Origin of the sequence: Granulicatella sp. HMSC31F03, assembly GCF_001807725.1 — a bacterium.
Taxonomy (GTDB): Bacteria; Bacillota; Bacilli; order Lactobacillales; family Aerococcaceae; genus Granulicatella; species Granulicatella adiacens.
Window position 1 is genome coordinate 14,359 of sequence record NZ_KV790866.1, and the last position, 22,911, is coordinate 37,269.

Below are 22,911 nucleotides of genomic sequence, written 5' to 3' on the forward strand. Positions count from 1 at the left end.
ATAGATTACGGTTTTCTCATTTCATCTGGTTCAAAATGACTACTTCCATTTTCAATTACCATCGTGACCGTCACTAATTGATCTCTACCATCAACTTTTGTCGTGCCAGTGAATTTATAAGTCCCATCCTCAAGCGTTCCAGATGGAATCTCAGATAGTATCTTTTTAAGATAATCTACACGACTTGCGTTTTTATCCTTAAGGAATTGATCGAACTCAAGGTAATTCACATAACCAAAGTGAGCAATCATCGTTTTATTTAAGACATCAATATTATAAAAACCAGCGACTTCAGTATCCCCGTTTGCTCTATTTTTCAGAGCGTTTTTAATAATCAAGCTATAAAACTCTGGAGGATTTTTTGGATAAAGACTCAAACCGTATTTTTCTACTAGTTTAAACCCAACCGCATTATTAACTTTATCGATTAGTTCTGTATCAATGTTACGTTTTCTGATTAAGTCCTTATAAAGGAATAGCACAAATTGAAATTCTTGTTTCTTTACTTTATCGAACAACTGTTTTTCCTCATCGGTCTCAAGATACTTACTAATTTCTTCAGCAAGCTGATCGTCTAGTTTCGTCACGTGAGTCCCGCTTCGAACTTCTACAACATCAATTAACTCCCAGAAAAAACTACCATCCGATAATTTCTCATCATAATGTAAACTAGTACGAGAACCAACATACGGTTCAATTAATTGCGTTTTTTCTCGAACCTCAACTTTTCCAGTGAAGCCGAAATCTTTAAACTCCTCTACATATAGTTTATTTGAATCAAAAACAGACGCCTTGCTATTCGTGAATAATAAGAAGTTACAAAGTAAGACCACGGAAAACCCGAAAACTAAACTGAAAACGGATGACAACTTTTCTTGTTGCTCTATTGCTCTTTTTTGAATAACGCCTATTATGAAAATAACCGAATAAATGATGCTTGTACCAACTAAAAGCGGATAATGTTCGACATAATTAATTGGCCACAATATCCCTGCACTTAAGTTCGTTAGTTGGAAACATAAACCAATACTAGCAGAGATGACTTGAATCATACTGGTTACTTGAATCATTTTATTCTTTTCATAAGTAGCTCTTAATTTAACGATGTCTCTAAAAAGTAAGATGTTTCCTAAAACAATCATGGCTAAAGATAAAAAGAAAATCGGCCAAACAATAAAGAACGCATAGCCTCCGGAATAATCAAGCATATAATAGACAAGATTATAAATTAAATACCCTAATAAGACTAAACTTAGTCGAAAACAACTGATTTTATATTCTTTCATAGGAAATTCTCCGTAAAATTCTTACCATTATTATACCATATATAACGAAAAAAGAGAGGGTTTCCATGAGTGTTTTGAACTTGCAAAAAACGTTGAATTCACGCATACTACAATTACAGAGAAACTAAAGGAGAATTCTATGATATACAAAATCACTTTATGGATTGTTCGAGGCCTTCTTGTTTTACTCAATGGCTTTGGCGATTACCAAGGAAAAGATAAGTTACCCAAAGATACAGGATATGTTCTTGTTGCTCCTCACCGTTCTTGGTTAGATCCTGTGATGATGGCGATTGCTGTTTATCCGCAACCTCTTGTCTTAATGGCAAAACAAGAATTATTCAAACCAAAACCATTCGCTTGGTTTATTAAAAAACTTGGTGCTTTCCCAGTGAACCGTGAAAAACCAGGACCAAGCGCGATTAAATATCCTGTCCAACAAATTAAGGAAAATCAAAAAGCCCTTGTTATCTTTCCTACTGGGACTCGTTATTCAAACGAAATGAAAGGCGGCGCAGTAACCATTGCGCGTCTTGCTAAAGCGCCGATTGTTCCTATGGTCTATCAAGGCCCACTCAGTTTAAAAGACATTCTCAAGCGTCAAAAAATGCATGTGAGAATCGGTGAACCTATTTATATTGCAGATCAAAAACTAACAAAAGAAGAAATTGCTAATTACGATCAAGTGCTTATTCAAAAATTTGACGAACTTGATAAAGAAATTGATCCAAATTATGTATATGAATTACCAGTAAAAAAATAACGTTATACCGTATACGGTATAACGAGAAAAACCATCGGAGTATTCCGATGGTTTTTTGACTTTATTTTTTAGCTCTTTTTTTAGCTTGTGCTTTCATTGAAGCAGCAATTTGACGAACTTTTTGTTCTGATGGTTTTTGACCCATTTGAGTCATCATGCTACGAATCATATCTTCATCAAATGGTGGGTTTTCTGCGAAGTAATTCATCATTGTACGACGTGCGATAAAGAAACCACCGATCGCACCTGCGATTGCAGCAAGAATCACGATTAAAATCCATGCTCCTGTTGACATTTGGCTTTCTCTCCCTTCAATATGTGTATCCTTAACTATTGTACTAAATTATGAAGAAAATGAAAAGCCTCGCGGTAAAGTTTCCATTAGTTAATTTCATAAATTTTAGATACTTAGAAAATTACTGAACTAAACTTTTCGCTAATACAAAGTTACCTAATGTAGCTGACCCATTATTCTCAACGGCAGGTGTTACAATAAAGTCCTTCACTGGTGGCGTTGGTACATACCCGTTTAGTAATTCCTCAAACATGCGATGTACTCGGTCCACCATATGATTTTGAGCCATTACTCCCCCACCAAATACGATTTTTTCAGGACGGAAAGTTAGTGTTGCTTGAATGGCTGCTTGAGCAATATAACTTGCCTGAACATCCCATACATCACTCGTAATATCTATATGTTCCCCACGAACTCCAGTACGTGCTTCTAAACTTGGACCAGCAGCTAGACCTTCAAGACACCCTTTATGGAAAGGACAAACACCATCGAAGTTATTAGCAACATCGATTGGATGCTTACAAACATAAACATGTCCCATCTCAGGATGACTTGTGCCTCCAATAAATTCACCTCGTTGAATTACACCTGCACCAATTCCAGTACCAATTGTGTAATAGACAAGCGTTTCGATATTTTCCCCACGGTTATTACGAGCATAGACTTCTCCATACGCAGAACTGTTTACATCAGTTGTAAAATAGATAGGCACATCTACTCTTTTCTTTAATGTTCCGACCACATCAACATTTGCCCAATTAGGTTTTGGGGTTGTTGTGATATAACCATATGTTTTCGATTTTGGATCAACATCAATTGGTCCAAATGATCCGATTCCAATCGCTGCTAGATTTTTGAACTTAGCAAAAAAATCTGCCGTTTTCTTTAATGTTTCTTGCGGAGTTGTCGTTGGAAATTGAAGTTCCTCAACTGTGTTAAATTCTTCATCAGCTACCGCACAAATAAACTTTGTACCACCAGCTTCTAAGCTTCCATATAAGTTTGTCATAGGCCTTTAGCTCCTCATTTATTTTATATTATTGTATCATATTTCAACCTAAAAAAAGAAGACGAACCTATTTAGAATAAGTCCGTCATAATCCGTTAAAAATTCTTATGAAGCTTCTACCAATCTGTGAATCCATTTTCCTGAAAAAACTCGTTTTAATCCAATTACGGCTTTACATAGTTCCTCTGCTCCTGCACAGATAACGACCAGTTGTACTGGAAAATGCCAAATTGCTGCTGCAAGTAATGCTAATGGAACACCCACTAGCCACACACAAGCCATTTCAAGTTTCATGCCGTATTGTGTATCTCCTCCACCACGTAAAATACCGACAAGAATAATTGAATTTAAAGTTTTAAATACAAAAATAATTCCCATAATTTGAAGTAATTGCATTCCAAGTTCAAATACTTCTGGGCTTAAATGAGCAAACATTAATAAAGTCCATTGCGGTGTTAAACTTTGAATAGCTCCAATGACTACTCCAATAACAAGAGAAATCATTAAAAAGCGGTTGGCTTCCTGTTGAGCTTGTTCCAGTTCATTCCGTCCCACTCGGTTTCCTAACATTATGCTACAGCTACTACCCACACCCCGTACTAAAATAAACGATAGATTTTGTACAGCAACGGCAACTTGAACAGCAGCGGTTGCTTGAGTTCCTACCATTGCGTAAGCCGCACTATAAAAGACTTGTCCTAATGCCCAGAAAGTTTCATTGACAATGACTGGGAATGTTGTTACCCAAAAACTCATCCAAAAACCTCTTGAAATTTTAGACCAATAACGTCCAATAGGTAAATGAATTGGTCCGTTATAAAAACTCACAACTCCAAAGAGCACACCCACTTCAACCATACGAGCAATTAAAGTCGCCACTGCAGCTCCAACGACTCCAAGTGCAGGTGCCCCAAACTTACCAAAGATAAAAACATAGTTAAAGAAAGCATTTGTGATAAAACTACAAATGGTGGCAACTAGAGGAACTTTAGGACTTCCTGTCGTACGAAGTGCATTTGTCATCGCAAAGCTCCAAGCTGTAAATACATAACTTAAAGCAGCTACTCGTAAGTAATCTCCTCCAGCTTGAACCACTAGCGGATCCTGAGTAAATAAACGTAAGATTTCTTGAGGAAATAGTATACCAAGAAGCATAAATACAACACTGACTGCAGTAGATAGGAGTAAACTCATTTGATTAACTGCTTGAACTTTCTTTGTATCTCGTACTCCCCAATATTGAGAGAAGAGTACTGCAGATCCTGTATGAATCCCAAAGCAAATTAACGTGAATAGAAAAAACACTTGGTTCGCAAGCCCTACACCTGCTATACTCGCATCCCCCAGAGAAGAAATCATTATTGTATCTAATGTATTTAAGAAAGACGTTAATAAGCTTTGAAGAGATACAGGGATTGCAATAGCAAGCATTTGCCGATAAAAATGTTGACGTTCTTTATCCATTCATAATCTCCTTTCAAATTCAAAGTAAAAAGGCGCACCTGACGCCTTTTTACAACTCATTATTTTTCTTCTTCGTTTAAGTTTAGAACCGACATGAAAGCTTCTTGTGGAACTTCAACAGACCCCACTTGCTTCATACGTTTCTTCCCTTCTTTTTGTTTCTCTAATAATTTACGTTTACGAGAAACGTCTCCTCCATAACATTTTGCAAGCACGTTTTTGCGAAGGGCTTTAATATTTGTACGTGAGAGAATCTTATTTCCAATAGCCGCTTGAATAGGAACTTCGAATTGCTGACGTGGAATTAAAGTTCTTAATTTTTCTGTGATGGCTTTACCACGTCCATAAGCAAAGTCTTTATGAACGATAATACTTAAAGCATCGACAACTTCTCCATTTAACATGATATCCATTTTCACTAACTTACTTGGTCTATAACCGATTAAATCATAATCCAATGATGCGTATCCCTTAGTACTTGATTTCAACGAATCAAAGAAATCAAAGATAATTTCAGAAAGTGGCATTTCGTATATCACATTCACGCGGTATTCATCTAAGTAATCCATCGTTACAAAGACACCACGCTTACGTTGACAAATATCCATTACGCTTCCTACATATTCGTTTGGCACCATAATAGATGCTTTTACGTATGGCTCTTCAATCGATTGAACACTGGATTGGTCCGGCATCTCAGCTGGGTTTGATACAATCACCTCTGTACCATCTGTTTTTTGTACATGATAAATTACAGATGGTGCTGTTGTAATTAAATCTAAATCGAATTCGCGCTCTAAGCGTTCTTGAATAACATCCATATGAAGTAATCCTAGGAATCCACAACGGAAACCAAATCCAAGAGCCTGAGAAGTTTCTGCCTCAAACTGAAGCGCAGCATCATTTAATTGTAATTTTTCTAAAGCATCACGTAAGTCATTATATTTCGATGAATCGATTGGATATAAACCACAGTATACCATTGGATTCATTTTACGATATCCATCTAAAGGTTCACTAGCAGGATTATTCGCTAAAGTAACCGTATCCCCTACACGAGTATCTTGAATCGTTTTGATAGATGCAGTGATATAACCAACATCACCAACCATTAGGTAATCACGGCTGATTGGTTTTGGTGAGAAAATACCAACATCCACTACATCAAAAGTCTTTCCATTACTCATCAATTGAATTTTATCGCCAGGTTTTACAATCCCGTTTTGAATACGGACATTTAGCACAACCCCGCGATACGCATCATAGACAGAGTCGAAAATCAACGCTTGTAGGGGTGCTTCAATATCACCAGTAGGCGCAGGTACTTTTTCTACAATCTGTTCCAAAATTTCTGGAATACCAATCCCGACTTTAGCACTCGCTAAAACCGCGTCACTAGCATCAATACCAATAACATCTTCAATTTCTGTTCGTACGCGTTCAGGGTCCGCCGCAGGAAGATCGATTTTATTAATAACAGGAATGATTTCTAAATCATTATCAATTGCTAAATATACATTTGCCAAAGTCTGTGCTTCAATTCCTTGAGCAGCATCTACTACAAGAATGGCCCCTTCACAAGCTGCTAAACTACGTGAAACTTCGTAAGTGAAGTCCACATGCCCTGGCGTATCAATTAAATGGAAGATATACTCTGTGCCATCTTTAGCATCATAAGTTAATTCCACAGCGTTTAATTTAATGGTAATGCCACGTTCTCTTTCAAGATCCATCGAGTCTAATAATTGGTCTTGCATCTCACGGTCAGCAACAGTATCAGTTGCTTGTAAGATACGATCGGCCAATGTAGACTTTCCGTGGTCAATATGAGCGATGATCGAAAAGTTTCGAATACGCTTTTGTCTTTCTTTCATTTGTTCTAAATTCATGAATAACTCCTTAAAACTACTACAATAAAATTCAAATAATTCTATCAAACTAAATTAATAATGGCAAGAACAATTCAGCTAAGTATAAGAAGATAAAAAATCCTAATACGTCTGTAGCTGTTGTTACAAAAATCGTTGATGAAATGGCTGGGTCTAAATTCAGTTTCTTTAAGAATAAAGGTACAAAGAAGCCGAAGAACGCACCTACCATCAAGTTCATCGCCATTGCTAAAATGACAATAATCGATAAGAAAAAGTTTTGATATGGGATGTAGAGTGCAATCGCTGCAAAAATCCCTGTAATAATCCCATTCACTAATCCAAGCCAGATTTCATTTAATACATACTTTTTATCTTTTTCCCAAGTTAGTTGACCAATTGCAACTTCTTGAATAACCAGTGCTAATGTTTGAGAAGCTGAATTCCCACCCATCCCTGTAATAATTGGCATGGCAACCGCTAAAACAACAACTTGTTCAATCGTGTCTTGGAATAATCCGACAACCGCACTTGCCATAAAGGCTGTAATTAAGTTGATTAATAGCCAAGGGGTCCGTTTTTGAATCGATTCTTTAAAAGGTCCACCGATTCGTTCTGTTCCTTCAACCCCACTAATTAATAACATATCTTCGTGGTGCTCTTCTTGTAAGACGTGAACGATATCATCGATTGTGATGATCCCAAGTAACACATTTTGCTTATTGACTACTGGCACTACAGATAAGTCATACTTAGTAGAAATACGGGCCACTTCTTCTTGGTCTTCTTCTGGTAAGACGGAAATAATATTCGTGTGCATCACATCGTGTAAACTCTCATCTAAATCATGCGTGAATAAATCACGTATATCAATCCAACCAATTAATTTCCGTTGTAAACTCGTTACGAAAATAATATTGATAATTTCTGAGTTTGGAGAAATCTCTCTTAGTTTAGAAAGAGTTTCTTCTACGGTTAAGTGTTCTTTTACCGTAATGTACTCCGTTGTCATAATCCCCCCGGCAGTATCCGGAGCGTAATTTAACATCGTTTGAATATCATCTTGAGAACTTTGCTTCATCATTTTGATGTAACGCTTACGTATTCCCACTGGTAAATTCCCTAAAATATCCACGACATCATCGTTTGACATTTGCTGGAACAGTAAAATTACACGTCTAAATGGTAATTTCTCAAGCATTCGTAATTGGAATTCAGGTTCAGCAACTTCTAAAATCGAAGCAAGTCTTGTATTCGAGATAGAGAACATGAAATTCTTTAAAACGTCATCATCCACTTCTTCTAACGCTAAAGCGATATCAATCGGATAATTCTCATTAAAAAGCTCTCTTATTTTCTTAACATCTTTATTCGAAACAATAAGTGCAATATTATCTTTCATGACTCTTCTCCTTTCTTTTCCAATAGTACCAGTATAGCATAATTACCATTCTCTCAACAATTCACAAGCAGAAAAAGTTACGCTATAATATAAGAAAATAACTTAGGAGGTCTCTTATGAAAACGAAAGAAGAATGGATTGAAGAATTAGCCTTAGAACCACATGTAGAAGGTGGTTATTTCAGACAAACGTATAAAGCTGTTGAAACTGTAGAACTGCCTGTCGGACGCATCCGGTCTCTTTCTACCTCTATCTTATTTTTATTAACGAACCAAAACCCATCCCACTTCCATCTCCTCTCGTCTGATGAAATTTGGTACTATCATTTTGGACATGCCCTTACCGTACATATGATTCATCCTAATGGTACTTACGAAGCTGTAGAAATCGGACCAGGAGAAGGTCAAAAACTTCAATTCACCGTTCCTGCGGGAGTCGTCTTTGGATCTACCATTGAATCGGACAACGAAGAAGATTTTGCGATTGTGAGTTGCAGCGTTACACCTGGTTTTGAATACGAAGATTTTATACTCTATACCCAAGATGAATTATTAGAAAATTATGCGGAACACGAAGAGATCATTCGTCGTCTTGCTGTCGTTTCAAAATAAGAAAAAAAGAACTTAGCATATTCGTTGCTAAGTTCTTTTTCTATTATTCAAATGTATCCTTAAATGCGTTCTTCATCTTGTCGAAGAAATTCTCCTCACCATTATGAAGTTGCGTTCCTTCCTCATTAGCAAATACTTGTAAAGCTTGTCTTTGCTTATCTGTCAGTTTCTTAGGAGTATCTACGATGACTTCAACATGTTGGTCACCGTTTCCTGTACCACGTAGTTTAGGAGCCCCTTTTCCACGTAGTCGTAAAATCGTTCCTGATTGTGTCCCAGCAGGAACTTTTAATTTCACTTTACCGTGTACAGTTGGTACGTCTACTTCATCTCCAAGAGCCGCTTGAGCAAAGTTTACATGAAGTTGATAATAAATATCCGCTCCTTGACGTTTGAATGTCTTACTTTGAGCAACTCGGAAGATGACATAAAGGTCACCATAAGGACCGCCATTGAAACCTACTTCCCCTTGTCCTTGAAGGCGCATTTGGTTTCCATCTTCAACACCTGCAGGGACTTTCACTTTGACTTTATGTGTTTCATCTACTTGTCCATGGCCGTGACAGGTTGGACATTTTTCTTTGATTTCTTGTCCTGTACCATGACACACATCACAGGTTGTTTGACTCATCATACGACCGAATGGTGTATTTCTTTCAACATTAATCACACCTGAACCATGACATTTAGAACAAGTCGTTGGATGCGTCCCAGGTTTTGCACCAGTGCCATGACACGTTTGACATTCGTCACTACGGTGGTAATGAATCGTTTCTTCCTTACCAAAGATAGCTTCTTCAAATGTTAAATCCATGACATACTGAAGGTCAGCCCCTTGGCGTGGCATGTTCGCACGATCAGCACGACTGCCTCCACCGCCGAAGAAACTACTAAAGATATCTTCGAATCCGCCAGTAAAGTTTCCATTACCGCCAAATCCTCCGAACCCATCAAATCCACCACCGAATCCGCCACCACTAAATCCAGAGTTTGGATCGTAAGAAGCGTGTCCGTATTGATCATAAGCTGCACGTTTTTGTGCGTCACCTAAAATCTCGTAAGCTTCAGCGATTTCTTTGAATTTCTCATCCGCTCCAGGTTCTTTATTAATATCAGGATGGTATTTTTTAGATAATTTCCGATAAGCTTTCTTAATATCTGCTTCAGAGGCATCTTTGGATACGCCTAAAATTTCATATAAATCTCTTTTGGCCACTAATTGCCCCTCCTTTTCTTTCTTAGTTTACAAAGGATATGGGCGTAAGACCACTAAGTAGTCTTACACCCTATCATTTTAGCAAATATTAGTCTACTTCTTCGAAGTCAGCATCCACAACGCCATCGTTATTTGAAGATGATTGTTCAGTTGCTCCTTCTTGAGAAGCACCAGAAGCTTGTTGAGCCGCAGCTGCTTGTTCATAAAGTTTAACCGTTAAGTTTTGTACTACTTCATTTAAAGCATCACGTTTCACTTTCATAGCTTCTAAGTCGTTTGCTTCTACAGCTGCTTTTAATTCGTCACGAGCTGCTTCAGCTTTTTGAACATCGCTAGCATCTACTTTACCTTCTAATTCTTTCAATGTTTTATCAACAGTGAAGATTAATTGGTCAACTTCGTTACGTAAGTCTACTTCTTCTTTACGTTTTTTATCTGCTTCAGCATTTGCTTCTGCATCTTTTACCATACGTTCGATTTCTTCATCTGATAAACCTGAAGAAGATTTAATTGTAATTGCTTGTTCTTTACCAGTTCCTAAATCTTTTGCACGTACATTTACAATACCGTTTTTATCGATATCGAATGTTACTTCGATTTGAGGCACACCACGAGGAGCAGCAGGAATATCTGTTAATTGGAAACGACCTAAAGTCTTGTTATCCGCTGCCATTGGACGTTCACCTTGTAATACGTGTACGTCTACTGCTGGTTGGTTATCCGATGCAGTTGAGAATACTTGTGATTTGCTTGTTGGGATTGTAGTGTTACGATCGATTAATTTAGTGAACACGCCACCCATTGTTTCAATACCAAGTGATAAAGGTGTTACGTCTAACAATACGATGTCTTTCACATCACCAGAGATAACCCCACCTTGGATTGCAGCACCCATCGCTACTACTTCGTCTGGGTTTACTGATTTGTTAGGTTCTTTACCAGTTTCTTTACGTACTGCTTCTACAACTGCTGGAATACGAGTTGATCCACCAACTAATAATACTTGGTCGATATCTGAAGCTGATAAACCTGCGTCAGATAAAGCACGACGAACTGGTTCTTTTGTACGTTCTACTAAATCTTGAGTTAATTGATCAAATTTAGCACGAGTTAATGTTACTTCTAAGTGTAATGGGCCAGCTGCACCAGCAGAGATAAATGGTAAGCTGATTTGTGTTTGAGAGACACCTGATAAGTCTTTTTTAGCTTTTTCAGCAGCATCTTTCAAACGTTGCATTGCCATTTTATCGCTTGATAGATCAACACCATTATCACGTTGGAATTCTTCCACTAAGAAATCAATGATTTTTTGGTCGAAGTCATCCCCACCTAGATGGTTGTCACCAGCTGTTGATAATACGTCGAATACGCCGTCCCCTAATTCAAGGATTGATACGTCGAATGTACCACCACCAAGGTCAAATACTAAGATTTTTTCTTCGTGGTCTACTTTATCTAAACCATATGCAAGAGCCGCTGCAGTTGGTTCGTTAACGATACGTTCTACTTCTAAACCAGCGATACGACCAGCGTCTTTTGTTGCTTGACGTTGAGCGTCGTTGAAGTATGCAGGTACAGTAATAACCGCTTTTTCAACTTTTTCTCCAAGATATTCTTCAGCATATCCTTTTAAGTATTGTAGAATCATCGCTGAGATTTCTTGAGGCGTATAAGATTTACCTTCAATTTCTACTTTATAACCAGCTTCACCCATGTGACGTTTAATTGATGAAATTGTATTTGGGTTTGTTACAGCTTGACGTTTTGCAACTTCACCTACTTGAATTTCTCCATTTTTGAACGCTACAACAGATGGTGTTGTACGGTTTCCTTCTGGGTTAGCAATAATTTTTGCTTCGTTACCTTCTAAAACAGCTACTGCTGAGTTTGTTGTTCCTAAGTCAATACCAATAATTTTACTCATATTTAATTCACTCCTATTAATGAAATTTATTATTTATTTTAAGATTCGTCTTCTTATTGTGAGACGATGACCATCGCTGGTCGTAATACTCGATCTTTTAATTTATAACCTTTTTGAAACACTTGCACTACTTTATCTGCTTCTTGACCTTCTTCAACAGGAACAGTCTGAACAGCGTGATGCAATGTTGGATCAAAAGGTTGATCTAATGCATCAATTTCTTCAATACCTTCTTCTTTTAGTGCATAAAGAAAACTTTCATACACCATCTCAACCCCTTTTTTAAGGTTTTGAGCTTCTTCTGATTCACTTGGAGAAGCAATGGCTCTCTCAAGATTATCAATCACATTTAATAAGTTTTGCGCTAGACTTTGGCTGCGATATTTTGCAGCATCTTGTCTTTCTTTAGCATTTCTTTTTTGAATGTTTGAGATTTCAGCAGAAAGTCGATACACTTGATCGTTTAATCTTTCGACTTCTTGTTGTAATTTCTCTTCATTCGAAAGTTCTGTCGTGGTTTCTTCAGTAACTTCTTCTTGAGGAGTTTCATCTGTCACTACATTTTCTTTATTTAATTCTTCTTTAGTATTATGTTCATTTGTTTCCAAGATTTCATCTCCTTACTCTATAAGTTACGATAATAATCTTCTATCGTGGTTGCTAACTCTTCCCTGAGTCCTTTTACAATTGATAATACATTCGAATACGGCATATTCTTTGGTCCAAGAAGTGCAATCATTCCTGTATCTTGGTTTGGGGTTTCGTAACTAGCAGTTACCAAACTAAAGTCACCAAGTAACGGATGATCCATTTCTGAGCCGAGCCTAATTTGAATATCTTGATGATCATTGGTTACTAGTTGATGTAACTTAGACTGATCATCCATCAATTGATAAATTCCTTTGAGTTGATCCACATTAGCGTGATGATCAAAGTAATTTAACAAATATCTTCTTCCTGCAACATGCATTCGATCATTCTCGAAACGATTCATCATTTCTTGAATTACTTTGACGATTTGAATTTGTGAATTCATGTAGCGATTCATAAGGATTGGAAGATCCGTCTTTAATCGTTTAGCAACGATATCTAGCGGCACTCCAATTAATTCATCATTTATGATGCGAACCACTTTTTCTAAATCACTATCGTCAATAGATCCCGGAATTGTATAGACTTTATTTTCTACCAAACCATTACTGATAACAACGATTGCCATCACTTGATTTGGGTTTAGGCGAACAAGTCTAAATCCAGATAACGTGGCAGTTTTCACTTCCGGTCCAAAAGAAATTGCGGTGTAGTTCGTTAATGTTGCTAGTATGTCAGCAGATAAACGAAATACATCATGAATCTCTAATGTTGACTGTTGGAAAACTTCACGAATATGATTTCGAACGCTTAAAGAAACAGGTTGTTTTTGTCTAGGTAGAATATTGTCGATGTAGTAACGATATCCTTTATTAGAAGGAACTCGCCCAGAAGAAGTATGGTTCTTTTCAAGATATCCCAACTCTTCAAGCTTCATCATCTCGTTACGAATCGTCGCTGAACTAAATGGTAATTCTGCAACTTCCATCAACTTCTTCGACCCGACCGGCTCCAAAGTTTCCGTATATAATTGTATGATTAATTGTAAGATTAGCAATTGTCTATTGGTTAACATCATAGTCACCTCTCTTTAGCACTTGACTAAGACGAGTGCTAACCACATTTATAATTTAACACATTGGTCAAATTAAGTCAACATGAAAACACTAGGACTTTAGACTGATTTTCAGTTCATTATTTTCTAGTTCAGCAGATGTATAACGCTTATAACATCAACGATTCTAGCATCTTATGTGACTTGTAATTAAGATTCTTTCGAAAAAATTTTTGTCAATATGAACGTCAAACGTCAAACAAAAATATGACGTCATAATTTCCTTTGAAAGGAATAACAATAATTTCATATTTTTCTGCAAATTTTCAACATTTCCATTATATTTTCATAAATAAAAGTAAAGGATCAATTATGAAATTATTCAAAAAATTAGTAGCCCTAATTTCTCTAGCGTTTTTAACAGCAATTTTCGCTTCTAATTTCACTACTGCATATGCAGATGGTACGACTCAAGTTAATATCACGAATATTGATGTTGATTCACTTTCTAATTCTGAAAAAGAATAAAACATTTCTGGGAAACCTTTGGGAGATGTTAATTCTACTACTTCTGTAAAATTAATTTACAAAAAAGTAGAATGCTTTGTTAATAAACCTTTTCTTCCAAACACTGAGACATCAACAGGTTTAGTGACACTTGGTGCAGGAATCCTCGTCTTAGGCGCATCCTATGCTCTATTAAAATCAAATAAAGGTAAAAAGTTAGTTACTATTTTATTTGTAATTGGAGCTGGTAGCATCCTTTTTGGATCTGTAGATGCTTCGCAAGTGACTTTAAACGGTGAAACTAAAGTAGTCTTTATTTCACAATTAGAAGAAATTACTGTAGATGACATTGATTGTTATGATTATGTTTGATATATCATTGTTAAAGGTGATGAAACAACAACAGTCACTACAGAAAGTGGAACAACTAAAGTAACAACAACTGAAACACCTACAACAGGGACACCTACTACTGAAGGTCCAACAACTGGTGAAACAACTACTGAGGAAACTACAGAAGAACCAACTGAGGAAGAACAAACGGAATCAGAAGAAGAAGTAACGATAAAACCAGGAACTCCTTCTGCAACATAAAAATTTAATTCAAAAAGAGGTAGATTTAATATCTACCTCTATTAATTTACTTCACTCATATAAATGGCTTCATAAAACGGAATTAATTCCTTCAATGCGTCCGCAAGTTCTTCTTCAATTCCATCTTTGATACTTTCAAGAAATACTGGCCTTCTTAAAATGACTTTACGAATTTCCCCCTCTTTAACAGCTCTTGTTAATTTATATCTATTAGATTCGTTGCCTTCATAAGCCATTGCATTCTTTTGAAAATCGGATGCTACATATAGAATATTACTATTAGGTTCACACTCTAATACTTTATTTTGCAATCTCAGAGAGTGATCATTCTTTTTACGTTCGATAAAACTCAATTCTACATATACGCCCAATTTATCGTCATTATAAAACAACCGTAATGCAAAGGATGGATTTCCTTCATCTTGCCCCTCTTCGATAAAGTATCTCCAAAAAGCAGGTCTTGCGACTTGGGCTTGATTCATCCATTGACTAACTCGGTCCATGCGAAATGACTTAAAGTTCTTCTGAAACGCTTCTGTTAACTTCGTGAATTCCTGTCTTGCATCTTGGCCAGCCTTCTTCAACAGTTCCATTTCTCCTGCAATTTCTGGAAATTTTACTGGATTTTTATATTTAACTTTGTCATACCGAAAGAAATAACTCATCTTTTCAATTGAAATCATGATTTTCCCCCCTGAATGTGACTATTCAATCGGTCGATCATATAGACACCCACATCTATAATTGGAATATTCGAGAGCTGCTCTAATTCTGTCTTTACATATGGGAAATGCGTACATCCTAGTACGACAGCTTCAATCTCTGTACTTTCAAAATAGTGGAATAAACTTTGAAAATCGAATTGTTTAATAATCTCCTCTTCTGGTTTTCCTGTTTCAATCGCTTTAACCAGTTCTAGCATCGTCACACCAAACACCTTAAGATTAGGATTAGCAATATATAGATTGTTTTCTACTCCTGTTAATCCATGAGAATTCGCGGCCATTACTGCTAAATAATCATGTTCGACGCCTAGTGTGCGATACATTTGCATCGGAGTAATCATAGGAAGTCTATATTCTTCTTGCAATGAATCGAAATTCACAACTGAACTTAGTGAGTTACAGTATACAAAAACGGCGTCAATGTCGTTTTTCAGCCCGTTAATCACATTTCTAATATATTGTTCTCTTTCTTCGTCTTCTAACGCTTGAAAAGTCGTTTGTTCGACTGGATTTTTAGAAATCGGAACAGAAATCGTTTGAGTAAAGCCATTTTCCATCAATAAATCAACGCCTAACTTCGTGTCCATAGGTGTTCCTGCCATCACAGCAATCCGCATACACATTTCTCCTTTATAAAAAAACAAGGATGAACGCTAGGCTCATCCTTGTTTCAATAAATCATTATTTAGTTGCACGACGTACGTATGTACCTTCTGCAGTGTTAACTTCTAAGTATTCTCCTGCTTCAATGAAGTCTGGAACGTTAACTACTAAACCTGTTTCCATTGTTGCTGGTTTACCAGAACCTGTAACTGTAGCACCTTTAATTGATGGTTGAGTTTCAGTAACTTGCAGTACAACTGTTGATGGTAATGAAACCCCAATTACTTCTGAACCGTAGAATTGGATTTTAACTTCCATGTTTTCTAGGATGTATTTTAATTCTTGTTCGATTGTTTCTTCAGGAATTTCGTATTGTTCGTATGTTTCTAAGTCCATGAATACTCCAACGCCATCTTGGCTGTATAAGTATTGAACATCTTTTGTATCGATGTGTGCACGTTCTACTTTTTCATCAGGACGCATTGTTGTATCTACTGTTGAACCGTTACGAACGTCACGGATTTTCATACGCATTACAGTGTTCCCTTTACCTGGTTTGTGGTGGCTAATTTCCAACACTTTAATTAATTTTCCATCAAGAATGAATGTCATTCCAGCTTTTAAATCACTTACGTTAATCATTTTATGACTCCTTTTGTTAAATTTTACCTTCTATTTATACCACATTTTCGTTCAAAATGCACTATATTCAGTAAAATTTGAATTTTATAAAATACCAACTCGTTTAAAAATTAAATCTACATTTTTAATATGGTAATGATAATCAAATGCATCATCGATCTCTTCTTTTGAAAGTGTCGACATAATTTCTGGTTGGTTTTCTAAAACAGAACGGAAAGCTAACTTTTCATCCCATGCTTTTGCCGTGCATGGCTGTACTAAATCATACGCTTTTTCACGGCTCATTCCTTTGTCGATAAGTTTCAATAACACCCGTTGACTGTAAATAAGTCCGAAAGTCGCATCCATATTGCGTAACATGTTTTCTGGGAACACCGTCAAGTTTTTAACAATATTACCGAAACGACGAAGCATATAGTTGAGTAGAATTGTGCTATCCGGAATTATGATACGTTCTGCTGAAGAATGTGAAATATCACGTTCATGCCATAAGTTCACGTTCTCATACGCTGTAACCATATGTCCTCTGATGACACGAGCCAGTCCTGCCATATTTTCAGATCCGATTGGATTACGTTTATGTGGCATTGCTGAAGATCCTTTTTGCCCTTTTGCAAAGAACTCTTCTACTTCACGTGTTTCAGATTTTTGTAGTCCACGGATTTCTGTCGCAAATTTTTCGATACTTGTCGCAATTAAAGCAATTGTAGAAATATAATCCGCATGTAAATCACGAGGCAAGATCTGTGTCGAGATTTCCTGAGGACGAATTCCAAGTTTTGCACACACATATGCTTCCACTTCTGGCGGAATATTCGCAAATGTCCCCACAGCCCCGCTAATTTTACCCGCTTCAACCCCTTTTGCAGCACGTTCGAAACGTTCGATATTGCGTTTCATTTCTGAATACCATAAGGCTAATTTCAAGCCGAAAGTTGTTGGTTCAGCGTGAACTCCATGCGTTCTTCCCATGCAAACTGTATCTTTATATGCTAGTGCTTTTTCTTTAATGATTTCTAGGAAGTCCGCTAAGTCCTTTCGTAAAATGTCGTTGGCTTGTTTTAATTGATAGCCGTAAGCTGTATCCACTACGTCGGTACTTGTTAGACCATAGTGAACCCATTTCTTTTCTTCTCCAAGACTTTCAGAGACACATCTTGTAAAAGCAACGACATCATGTCTTGTCTCTTCTTCGATTTCAAAAATACGTTCAACTGTGAATTTCGCATTTTTACGAATCTTCTCTACGTCTTCTTTAGGGATTTCTCCTAATTCAGCCCAAGCTTCATCTGCTAAGATTTCAACTTCTAACCAACAGTTATAACGATTTTCATCGGACCAAATTTTCGCCATTTCTGGCCGTGTGTAACGTGTAATCATGATTTCCTCCTAATACAATTCCATCGTAATATGTGAAATACCAACAATGTCATACGGTTCTGAAACAACTTCAAATCCAAGTGACTCATATAGTTTTTGCAAGTGTGTTTGAGCGTGTACTACAACAACTGTATCTACAAACCACTCTTTACAAACTTCTTTAGCGCGCTCTAACAACGCACGGCCTTTTCCTTGTCCTTGGAATCGCTTGTCTATTAACACTCTACCAACACGAACTTTATCTTTTTCAGGGATAATGCGTAAATAAGAAATCACTTCCTGAACATCATTCATCTCAAATAGATGCCATGATTTTTTATCTGTATCGTCAATTTCTTGATAATTCAAATCTTGTCCGACAATAAAGGTTTCGATTCTGGCTTTGTAAATCGCGACAATCTCTTCCTTCGTTAGTTCATCATAGTTTTTTAAATACCACATCGAGAATCAACCTCTCTTTGTCTTGAAATAATTTCTTGTATCTTGTTCATCTTTCTTTAATTGAGCGATTAACGCATCGATTCCTTCAAATTTCAATTCTGGTCTTAAGTATTTTAACCATTTCACGCGAACTGGAAGGTGATAAATATCTTTATCAAAATCGAGCAAGTTCACTTCAATCGTTACTTTATGAACATCATCAAAGGTTGGATTGATTCCAATAGAAGCCATACCAGGAATCCATTTACCTTCCACAAACATTTCAACAATATAAACTCCATTTTTTAAAAGGAATGTATCATTGGAAACTTCAATGTTCGCAGTTGGGAACCCCAACATCTTACTACCGCGACCAAAACCGTGAACAACAACACCATCCATAATGTAGTCGTAACCTAACAACTCATTAGCTTTTTCAATCTCACCTTGGAGCAGTAAATCACGCACAGCGGTAGAACTAATCTTTCCATTATCACTCTTTTGTTCAGCAATTGAAATAATCTCAAAACGATTAGAAGCGTACTTTGGTAACAATTCCATATTCGCAATATCTCGTTTCCCGTAAGTATAGTCAAATCCCGCTACGACAACTTTTGCGTTTAAACCGAAAATATATTGATCTACAAATTCTTGTGGTGAAAGAGCCCCAAATTCTTTTGTAAAATCAACCAAATAGAAAATATCGACACCAAGTTCTTTTAATAGTTCTTTCTTGCGTTCTAGAGGAGATACATATTGAATGCTATCAGGATCTACATTTTGGAAAATAACAGATGGATGCTGATTAAAAGACATCACTGCTACTTTATAACCACGTTCCTCTGCGACCTTTTTTGCTGTTGTAATCACTTCTTTATGTCCTAGATGAATTCCATCAAAGAATCCTAAAGCGAGGACAATTGGTTCCTGAATAATACACTCTTTAGCATAAGGGTGTGATAACTCAATTGTTTGCATTCTTCTCTCCTTTCTAAAACATTTTTATTGGTTTTAATAAGCCTTTTTTGACTGGATGAGGACCATAAATTGCTATAAGTTGGTCTCCATAATAACAAGCAGTCGGTGAAACAATTTGTGGAAACTCATCTTGCGTTAAAAGGGCACCGTTTTTAAATCGAACGAATTCGTCCTTTGTTAAAATCATTCGAGGATATTCATCGAATACAATATCTACTGGCTTTAGTACTTCTTGAATTTTATCGTTTACTACAAGTTCATTTAGCTGCTCTAATGTAATGCAATCATCTGCATGGAAAGGTCCGCTTTTTACACGGGTTAATTGCGACATATGCGCCTCAACACCCAATGATTTTCCTAAATCGACAGAAAGTGTTCGAACGTAAGTCCCTTTACTACAGCTCACCTCAAACTTCCATGATTGTGTCTTCCTATCTTCATTATACACTGGCTCTGAAATCCGTTTGAAGTCGTATAGTGTAGCTTTTCGAGAAGGTCGTTCCACTGCTTCTCCGGCTCTTGCGTATTCATACAGACGTTTCCCATTCACTTTAACTGCAGAATACATAGGAGGAATTTGAGTAATTTCTCCAATAAAGCCTTGCATTTTTTCATCAATCTCTTGAACTGAAAACGGCGTTTCGATAGGTGTTGTTGACACAACTTTTCCATGAGCATCCTCTGTTTCGGTAGAAAACCCTAATGTAATCTCACCTTGATAGACTTTGTTAGCTTCATGAAGGTTCTCCACAACTTTAGTCGCTTTACCGATACAAATTGGTAAGACGCCATCCACCTCAGGATCAAGAGTACCAGAATGACCAACTTTTTTCGTTTTCAATATTTTTCTGACTTTATAGACACAGTCAAACGACGTCATGCCTTTCTCTTTCCATAACGGAAGGATTCCGTCCATCACTTTCATCCTTTCAAGCTTACATTTGCTTACTTATTGTAACATAATTCAACCTTTTCCTCATTGATATTGAATACAGGTTTTTATCAGAAAAATATGCTATTATAAGATGTAAACTAATTTGATAGGAGTGACTTTATGTCCAGAGTATATATTGTAACGGACTCGACAGCAGATTTAACTGAAGAGGAAGTAAAACAATTTGAAATCTCCATCGTCCCAATGAATATTTCAATCGATGATGAAAACTATATCGATGGTGTAACGATTACAAAAGATGAATTTAAACAAAAAATGATTGCAAGCAGCGAGCTTCCCAAAACTGCTCAACCTTCTATTGGTCGTTTCGTTGAAGTGTATGACGAACTTGGTAAAAATGGGGACTCTGTTATTTCCATTCAAATGATGCGTTCGATTAGTGGTACTGTGGATGCCGCTCGCCAAGCAGCTGATATTACTGAGACAAACGTCAAAGTAGTTGATTCAGACTTCACTTCCAGATCTATGGGTATGATTGTTAAAGAGGCCGCAAAAGCCGCTCAAGAAGGAAAAACAGTAGAAGAAATTCTAGAAATTATTGAAGATGCCAAGAAACGCACTACTCTTTATTTAACCGTAGTAAACTTAGATAACTTAATTAAAGGTGGACGAATTAGCCAATTAATGGGGATGTTTTCAAATTTACTTAATATTAAATTATTCCTACAAGTCATCCACGGAAAAATTGAGATTATTCAAAAAGGTCGAGGTTTAAAATCCCTTCAAAAAAAATATGATGAAATCTTTGAACAGATGAAATCCGCTCCAAATGGGATTCAAGAAATCGGAATTATGCATGCTGGTTTAAGTGAATTTAACGAAGGAAATATTGCACGTGTACGTGAACTCTTCCCTGATGTGCCACTCACAATTGTAACAACTTCTCCAATCATTATGAGCCACACTGGCGTTGATGCAATGGCGATTACTTACTTAGAAAATAAATAAAAAATAAAGCAACTAACTCTGGCTTTCAGAATTAGTTGCTTTTTTGTTAGTTCAATAATTGTCCGATAAAGATACCTACATAAGTACCGATGATGTAACCTAATGTTCCTACAAGCATTGTAGGGGCTACGAATCGATGCCATCCTTTAGAAATAGCCATCGCTGCAGCTGTTGTTGGTCCACCAATATTCGCATTTGAAGCAAGAATCGCTTCTTCTACTGTGAAACCGAAGATTTTTGCACCAGCAAAAGTCACTGCCATGTTCACAAAAACCATGATTGCACAGAACACAAGTAATAATGGAGATTTTTCAATGATTGCTCCGATTGAAGCTGGAATTCCGATGACTACAAAGAATAAGTAAATCAAGAATGTTCCAATTTCGTTTGCCCCACTAATCTTCTTGAAGTATTTTGCAAAAATCGTTGAGCAAGCTACTGTTAATGTTGTTAGAATTAAATATTTATTCGAAACTAATTGAATAAGACTGTTATCACCTAGACCTGAAATAATTTCAGATAATGTAAAGCTAATAGTTACGATAATAACAGAAATTGCAAAAACAAAAGCTACATCTTGAACCGTAATCACAGTATCTTTTCCATAAGCTTTTTCTTCTTCCTCTTTCACACCTTCAGTATACGCAAATTTGAAATGTTTCTTGAAGAATCCAATCGAAGGAATCATCAGTAAAATTAAGAAGTAGAATAACATTAACAAGTTATCCGCAACTGTTGCTGCAGAAATGAGTTCTTTTGGAATTTCGAAAGCTGATGAAACGGCAACAAAGTTCACTCCACCACCGATATAACTTCCGACCATCATCCCAGCAATATGGTTTAATACTGGAATCGATTTTGACAAGGCTAAATATCCTAATACTGCTCCAAGAACAGTTCCTACAGAACTAATGAGGAAGATAGCTAGTAAACGTCCACTTTCTTTCCAAATTTGTTTTAAATCACATTGGAACAATAACATTGGAATGGCTAATGGAACAACAACTCCCCATACTTGATCGTATACTGGTGAATCAGTTGGGATAACGCCTAAATTACTTAATGTCGCTGCCATTAACAGTCCAATAATGGCTCCGCTAATCTTTGCAGCCCATTTATATCGATTTTCTAAAAAGATACTAATGGTCGCAATTCCAACGATAATAGACCACAGTACCCATGTATTATTTGCATCAATCATGAAACACCTCTTCTGCCTTATTTAACATACTAGAAAATTATCATATATGATAATTTTCACTAAAAGAGCAAAAGAGATATTTATGATTGGTGTACTTTTGCTCTTTAAGACATTATCTTTGTTCATCTTCTTCATGAATCGATTTTAAAAGCTCGTCAATATGATTGCCGTAATCAACTGATTCATCACGTTTAAAAATCAATTCAGGAGTTTTATACAAGGATAATCGCTTCCCTAATTCACGACGGATTAGGCCTTTTGATTTTTCTAAACCACGTTCAGTCGCTTGACGTTCACTAGCTAGTTTTTGAAGTGTTGTGTAGTAAATAGTAGCAATTTGAAGGTCACCAGTTACTTCAACTTCAGTAATTGTAATTTCTTGTACACGTGGATCACGAACCTTTTTAGATAAGATATCATTTACTTCTCGTAAAATTTCTTGTGACACACGTCCAACTCTAAAGTTTGCCATTTT

At 36.6% G+C, this 22,911-nt stretch carries 24 protein-coding genes; 5 read left to right on the forward strand and 19 right to left on the reverse strand.

The features are described 5' to 3' along the window. Positions 1-5: 5 nt before the first annotated feature. Complete coding sequence (locus HMPREF3106_RS06545) at positions 6-1,286, reverse strand: hypothetical protein (RefSeq protein ID WP_070445209.1); 1,281 nt, start codon at positions 1,284-1,286, stop codon at positions 6-8. A gap of 139 nt (positions 1,287-1,425) precedes the next feature. Between HMPREF3106_RS06545 and HMPREF3106_RS06550 the strand changes: the two genes are divergently transcribed. Next, on the forward strand, positions 1,426-2,049 hold the full coding sequence (locus HMPREF3106_RS06550; RefSeq protein ID WP_070445212.1) for a lysophospholipid acyltransferase family protein: 624 nt from the start codon (positions 1,426-1,428) through the stop codon (positions 2,047-2,049). Between the two features lie 61 nt (positions 2,050-2,110). Here HMPREF3106_RS06550 and HMPREF3106_RS06555 read toward each other — a convergent pair whose 3' ends face one another. From HMPREF3106_RS06555 to mgtE, 5 genes are all read right to left on the reverse strand, one after another. After that, the gene (locus HMPREF3106_RS06555; protein WP_005605509.1) at positions 2,111-2,344 is read right to left on the reverse strand and encodes a YneF family protein; all 234 of its coding nucleotides are present in this window, start codon (positions 2,342-2,344) and stop codon (positions 2,111-2,113) included. 121 nt (positions 2,345-2,465) lie between these two features. Beyond that, positions 2,466-3,353: a fructokinase ScrK gene (scrK, locus tag HMPREF3106_RS06560; protein ID WP_070445215.1), complete on the reverse strand. Its 888-nt coding sequence runs from the start codon at positions 3,351-3,353 to the stop codon at positions 2,466-2,468. A gap of 105 nt (positions 3,354-3,458) precedes the next feature. Continuing rightward, complete coding sequence (locus tag HMPREF3106_RS06565) at positions 3,459-4,817, reverse strand: MATE family efflux transporter (protein ID WP_070445218.1); 1,359 nt, start codon at positions 4,815-4,817, stop codon at positions 3,459-3,461. Between the two features lie 59 nt (positions 4,818-4,876). Then, positions 4,877-6,706: a translation elongation factor 4 gene (gene lepA / locus HMPREF3106_RS06570; RefSeq protein WP_070445222.1), complete on the reverse strand. Its 1,830-nt coding sequence runs from the start codon at positions 6,704-6,706 to the stop codon at positions 4,877-4,879. Positions 6,707-6,755: 49 nt separating this feature from the next. Next, positions 6,756-8,087, reverse strand: a complete 1,332-nt coding sequence (gene mgtE, locus HMPREF3106_RS06575; protein WP_070445225.1) for a magnesium transporter — start codon at positions 8,085-8,087, stop codon at positions 6,756-6,758. 116 nt (positions 8,088-8,203) lie between these two features. Here mgtE and HMPREF3106_RS06580 point away from each other — a divergent pair, with 116 nt between their 5' ends. Beyond that, positions 8,204-8,698, forward strand: a complete 495-nt coding sequence (locus HMPREF3106_RS06580) for a cupin domain-containing protein (RefSeq protein ID WP_070445228.1) — start codon at positions 8,204-8,206, stop codon at positions 8,696-8,698. Positions 8,699-8,741: 43 nt separating this feature from the next. Here the strand turns inward: HMPREF3106_RS06580 and dnaJ are convergent, their stop codons facing one another. From dnaJ to hrcA, 4 genes are all read right to left on the reverse strand, one after another. Beyond that, the gene (gene dnaJ, locus HMPREF3106_RS06585; protein WP_005605523.1) at positions 8,742-9,914 is read right to left on the reverse strand and encodes a molecular chaperone DnaJ; all 1,173 of its coding nucleotides are present in this window, start codon (positions 9,912-9,914) and stop codon (positions 8,742-8,744) included. 88 nt (positions 9,915-10,002) lie between these two features. Beyond that, positions 10,003-11,838 carry a molecular chaperone DnaK gene (gene dnaK, locus HMPREF3106_RS06590; RefSeq protein ID WP_070445231.1) on the reverse strand — a complete coding sequence of 612 codons (1,836 nt, stop codon included), beginning with the start codon at positions 11,836-11,838 and terminating at the stop codon, positions 10,003-10,005. 53 nt (positions 11,839-11,891) lie between these two features. Then, positions 11,892-12,446, reverse strand: coding sequence for a nucleotide exchange factor GrpE (gene grpE / locus HMPREF3106_RS06595; protein WP_070445235.1), 555 nt, complete (start codon positions 12,444-12,446; stop codon positions 11,892-11,894). Positions 12,447-12,463: 17 nt separating this feature from the next. Continuing rightward, on the reverse strand, positions 12,464-13,507 hold the full coding sequence (gene hrcA / locus HMPREF3106_RS06600; RefSeq protein WP_083281622.1) for a heat-inducible transcriptional repressor HrcA: 1,044 nt from the start codon (positions 13,505-13,507) through the stop codon (positions 12,464-12,466). A gap of 348 nt (positions 13,508-13,855) precedes the next feature. Here hrcA and HMPREF3106_RS09560 point away from each other — a divergent pair, with 348 nt between their 5' ends. Further along, complete coding sequence (locus HMPREF3106_RS09560; RefSeq protein ID WP_168160701.1) at positions 13,856-14,011, forward strand: hypothetical protein; 156 nt, start codon at positions 13,856-13,858, stop codon at positions 14,009-14,011. A gap of 18 nt (positions 14,012-14,029) precedes the next feature. Next, positions 14,030-14,362 (forward strand): hypothetical protein, encoded by a 333-nt coding sequence (locus HMPREF3106_RS06605; protein WP_070445238.1) that lies wholly within the window; start codon positions 14,030-14,032, stop codon positions 14,360-14,362. Positions 14,363-14,625: 263 nt separating this feature from the next. Here the strand turns inward: HMPREF3106_RS06605 and HMPREF3106_RS06610 are convergent, their stop codons facing one another. From HMPREF3106_RS06610 to truB, 7 genes are all read right to left on the reverse strand, one after another. Next, complete coding sequence (locus HMPREF3106_RS06610; protein WP_083281623.1) at positions 14,626-15,267, reverse strand: hypothetical protein; 642 nt, start codon at positions 15,265-15,267, stop codon at positions 14,626-14,628. Next, on the reverse strand, positions 15,264-15,926 hold the full coding sequence (locus HMPREF3106_RS06615) for a glutamate racemase (RefSeq protein WP_070445240.1): 663 nt from the start codon (positions 15,924-15,926) through the stop codon (positions 15,264-15,266). Before HMPREF3106_RS06615 ends, HMPREF3106_RS06610 begins: the two co-directional genes overlap by 4 nt. 64 nt (positions 15,927-15,990) lie before the next feature. Further along, complete coding sequence (efp, locus tag HMPREF3106_RS06620) at positions 15,991-16,554, reverse strand: elongation factor P (RefSeq protein WP_005605540.1); 564 nt, start codon at positions 16,552-16,554, stop codon at positions 15,991-15,993. Positions 16,555-16,638: 84 nt separating this feature from the next. Continuing rightward, positions 16,639-17,934, reverse strand: coding sequence for an adenylosuccinate lyase (purB, locus tag HMPREF3106_RS06625; RefSeq protein WP_070445242.1), 1,296 nt, complete (start codon positions 17,932-17,934; stop codon positions 16,639-16,641). A gap of 9 nt (positions 17,935-17,943) precedes the next feature. Next, entirely contained in the window at positions 17,944-18,375 is a 432-nt protein-coding gene (locus tag HMPREF3106_RS06630) for a GNAT family N-acetyltransferase (protein ID WP_070445245.1), read from the reverse strand. Between the two features lie 6 nt (positions 18,376-18,381). Then, positions 18,382-19,332: a riboflavin biosynthesis protein RibF gene (gene ribF / locus HMPREF3106_RS06635; RefSeq protein ID WP_070445248.1), complete on the reverse strand. Its 951-nt coding sequence runs from the start codon at positions 19,330-19,332 to the stop codon at positions 18,382-18,384. Between the two features lie 13 nt (positions 19,333-19,345). Next, positions 19,346-20,248, reverse strand: a complete 903-nt coding sequence (gene truB, locus HMPREF3106_RS06640; protein WP_070445251.1) for a tRNA pseudouridine(55) synthase TruB — start codon at positions 20,246-20,248, stop codon at positions 19,346-19,348. A 138-nt stretch (positions 20,249-20,386) separates the two neighbouring features. Between truB and HMPREF3106_RS06645 the strand changes: the two genes are divergently transcribed. Next, positions 20,387-21,235 (forward strand): DegV family protein, encoded by an 849-nt coding sequence (locus HMPREF3106_RS06645; protein ID WP_070445254.1) that lies wholly within the window; start codon positions 20,387-20,389, stop codon positions 21,233-21,235. A gap of 46 nt (positions 21,236-21,281) precedes the next feature. Here HMPREF3106_RS06645 and HMPREF3106_RS06650 read toward each other — a convergent pair whose 3' ends face one another. After that, positions 21,282-22,436, reverse strand: a complete 1,155-nt coding sequence (locus HMPREF3106_RS06650; protein ID WP_070445257.1) for a DUF819 family protein — start codon at positions 22,434-22,436, stop codon at positions 21,282-21,284. A 112-nt stretch (positions 22,437-22,548) separates the two neighbouring features. Further along, positions 22,549-22,908 carry a 30S ribosome-binding factor RbfA gene (rbfA, locus tag HMPREF3106_RS06655; RefSeq protein ID WP_070445262.1) on the reverse strand — a complete coding sequence of 120 codons (360 nt, stop codon included), beginning with the start codon at positions 22,906-22,908 and terminating at the stop codon, positions 22,549-22,551. Between the last annotated feature and the right edge of the window lie 3 nt (positions 22,909-22,911).

Coding starts and splice junctions, on each gene's coding strand:
- HMPREF3106_RS06545 (WP_070445209.1), bottom strand. CDS start 1,286: ATGAAAGAATATAAAATCAGTTGTTTTCGACTAAGTTTAGTCTTATTA.
- HMPREF3106_RS06550 (WP_070445212.1), top strand. CDS start 1,426: ATGATATACAAAATCACTTTATGGATTGTTCGAGGCCTTCTTGTTTTA.
- HMPREF3106_RS06555 (WP_005605509.1), bottom strand. CDS start 2,344: ATGTCAACAGGAGCATGGATTTTAATCGTGATTCTTGCTGCAATCGCA.
- scrK (WP_070445215.1), bottom strand. CDS start 3,353: ATGACAAACTTATATGGAAGCTTAGAAGCTGGTGGTACAAAGTTTATT.
- HMPREF3106_RS06565 (WP_070445218.1), bottom strand. CDS start 4,817: ATGGATAAAGAACGTCAACATTTTTATCGGCAAATGCTTGCTATTGCA.
- lepA (WP_070445222.1), bottom strand. CDS start 6,706: ATGAATTTAGAACAAATGAAAGAAAGACAAAAGCGTATTCGAAACTTT.
- mgtE (WP_070445225.1), bottom strand. CDS start 8,087: ATGAAAGATAATATTGCACTTATTGTTTCGAATAAAGATGTTAAGAAA.
- HMPREF3106_RS06580 (WP_070445228.1), top strand. CDS start 8,204: ATGAAAACGAAAGAAGAATGGATTGAAGAATTAGCCTTAGAACCACAT.
- dnaK (WP_070445231.1), bottom strand. CDS start 11,838: ATGAGTAAAATTATTGGTATTGACTTAGGAACAACAAACTCAGCAGTA.
- hrcA (WP_083281622.1), bottom strand. CDS start 13,507: ATGATGTTAACCAATAGACAATTGCTAATCTTACAATTAATCATACAA.
- HMPREF3106_RS09560 (WP_168160701.1), top strand. CDS start 13,856: ATGAAATTATTCAAAAAATTAGTAGCCCTAATTTCTCTAGCGTTTTTA.
- HMPREF3106_RS06610 (WP_083281623.1), bottom strand. CDS start 15,267: ATGATTTCAATTGAAAAGATGAGTTATTTCTTTCGGTATGACAAAGTT.
- HMPREF3106_RS06615 (WP_070445240.1), bottom strand. CDS start 15,926: ATGCGGATTGCTGTGATGGCAGGAACACCTATGGACACGAAGTTAGGC.
- efp (WP_005605540.1), bottom strand. CDS start 16,554: ATGATTAACGTAAGTGATTTAAAAGCTGGAATGACATTCATTCTTGAT.
- purB (WP_070445242.1), bottom strand. CDS start 17,934: ATGATTACACGTTACACACGGCCAGAAATGGCGAAAATTTGGTCCGAT.
- HMPREF3106_RS06630 (WP_070445245.1), bottom strand. CDS start 18,375: ATGTGGTATTTAAAAAACTATGATGAACTAACGAAGGAAGAGATTGTC.
- ribF (WP_070445248.1), bottom strand. CDS start 19,332: ATGCAAACAATTGAGTTATCACACCCTTATGCTAAAGAGTGTATTATT.
- truB (WP_070445251.1), bottom strand. CDS start 20,248: ATGGACGGAATCCTTCCGTTATGGAAAGAGAAAGGCATGACGTCGTTT.
- HMPREF3106_RS06645 (WP_070445254.1), top strand. CDS start 20,387: ATGTCCAGAGTATATATTGTAACGGACTCGACAGCAGATTTAACTGAA.
- HMPREF3106_RS06650 (WP_070445257.1), bottom strand. CDS start 22,436: ATGATTGATGCAAATAATACATGGGTACTGTGGTCTATTATCGTTGGA.
- rbfA (WP_070445262.1), bottom strand. CDS start 22,908: ATGGCAAACTTTAGAGTTGGACGTGTGTCACAAGAAATTTTACGAGAA.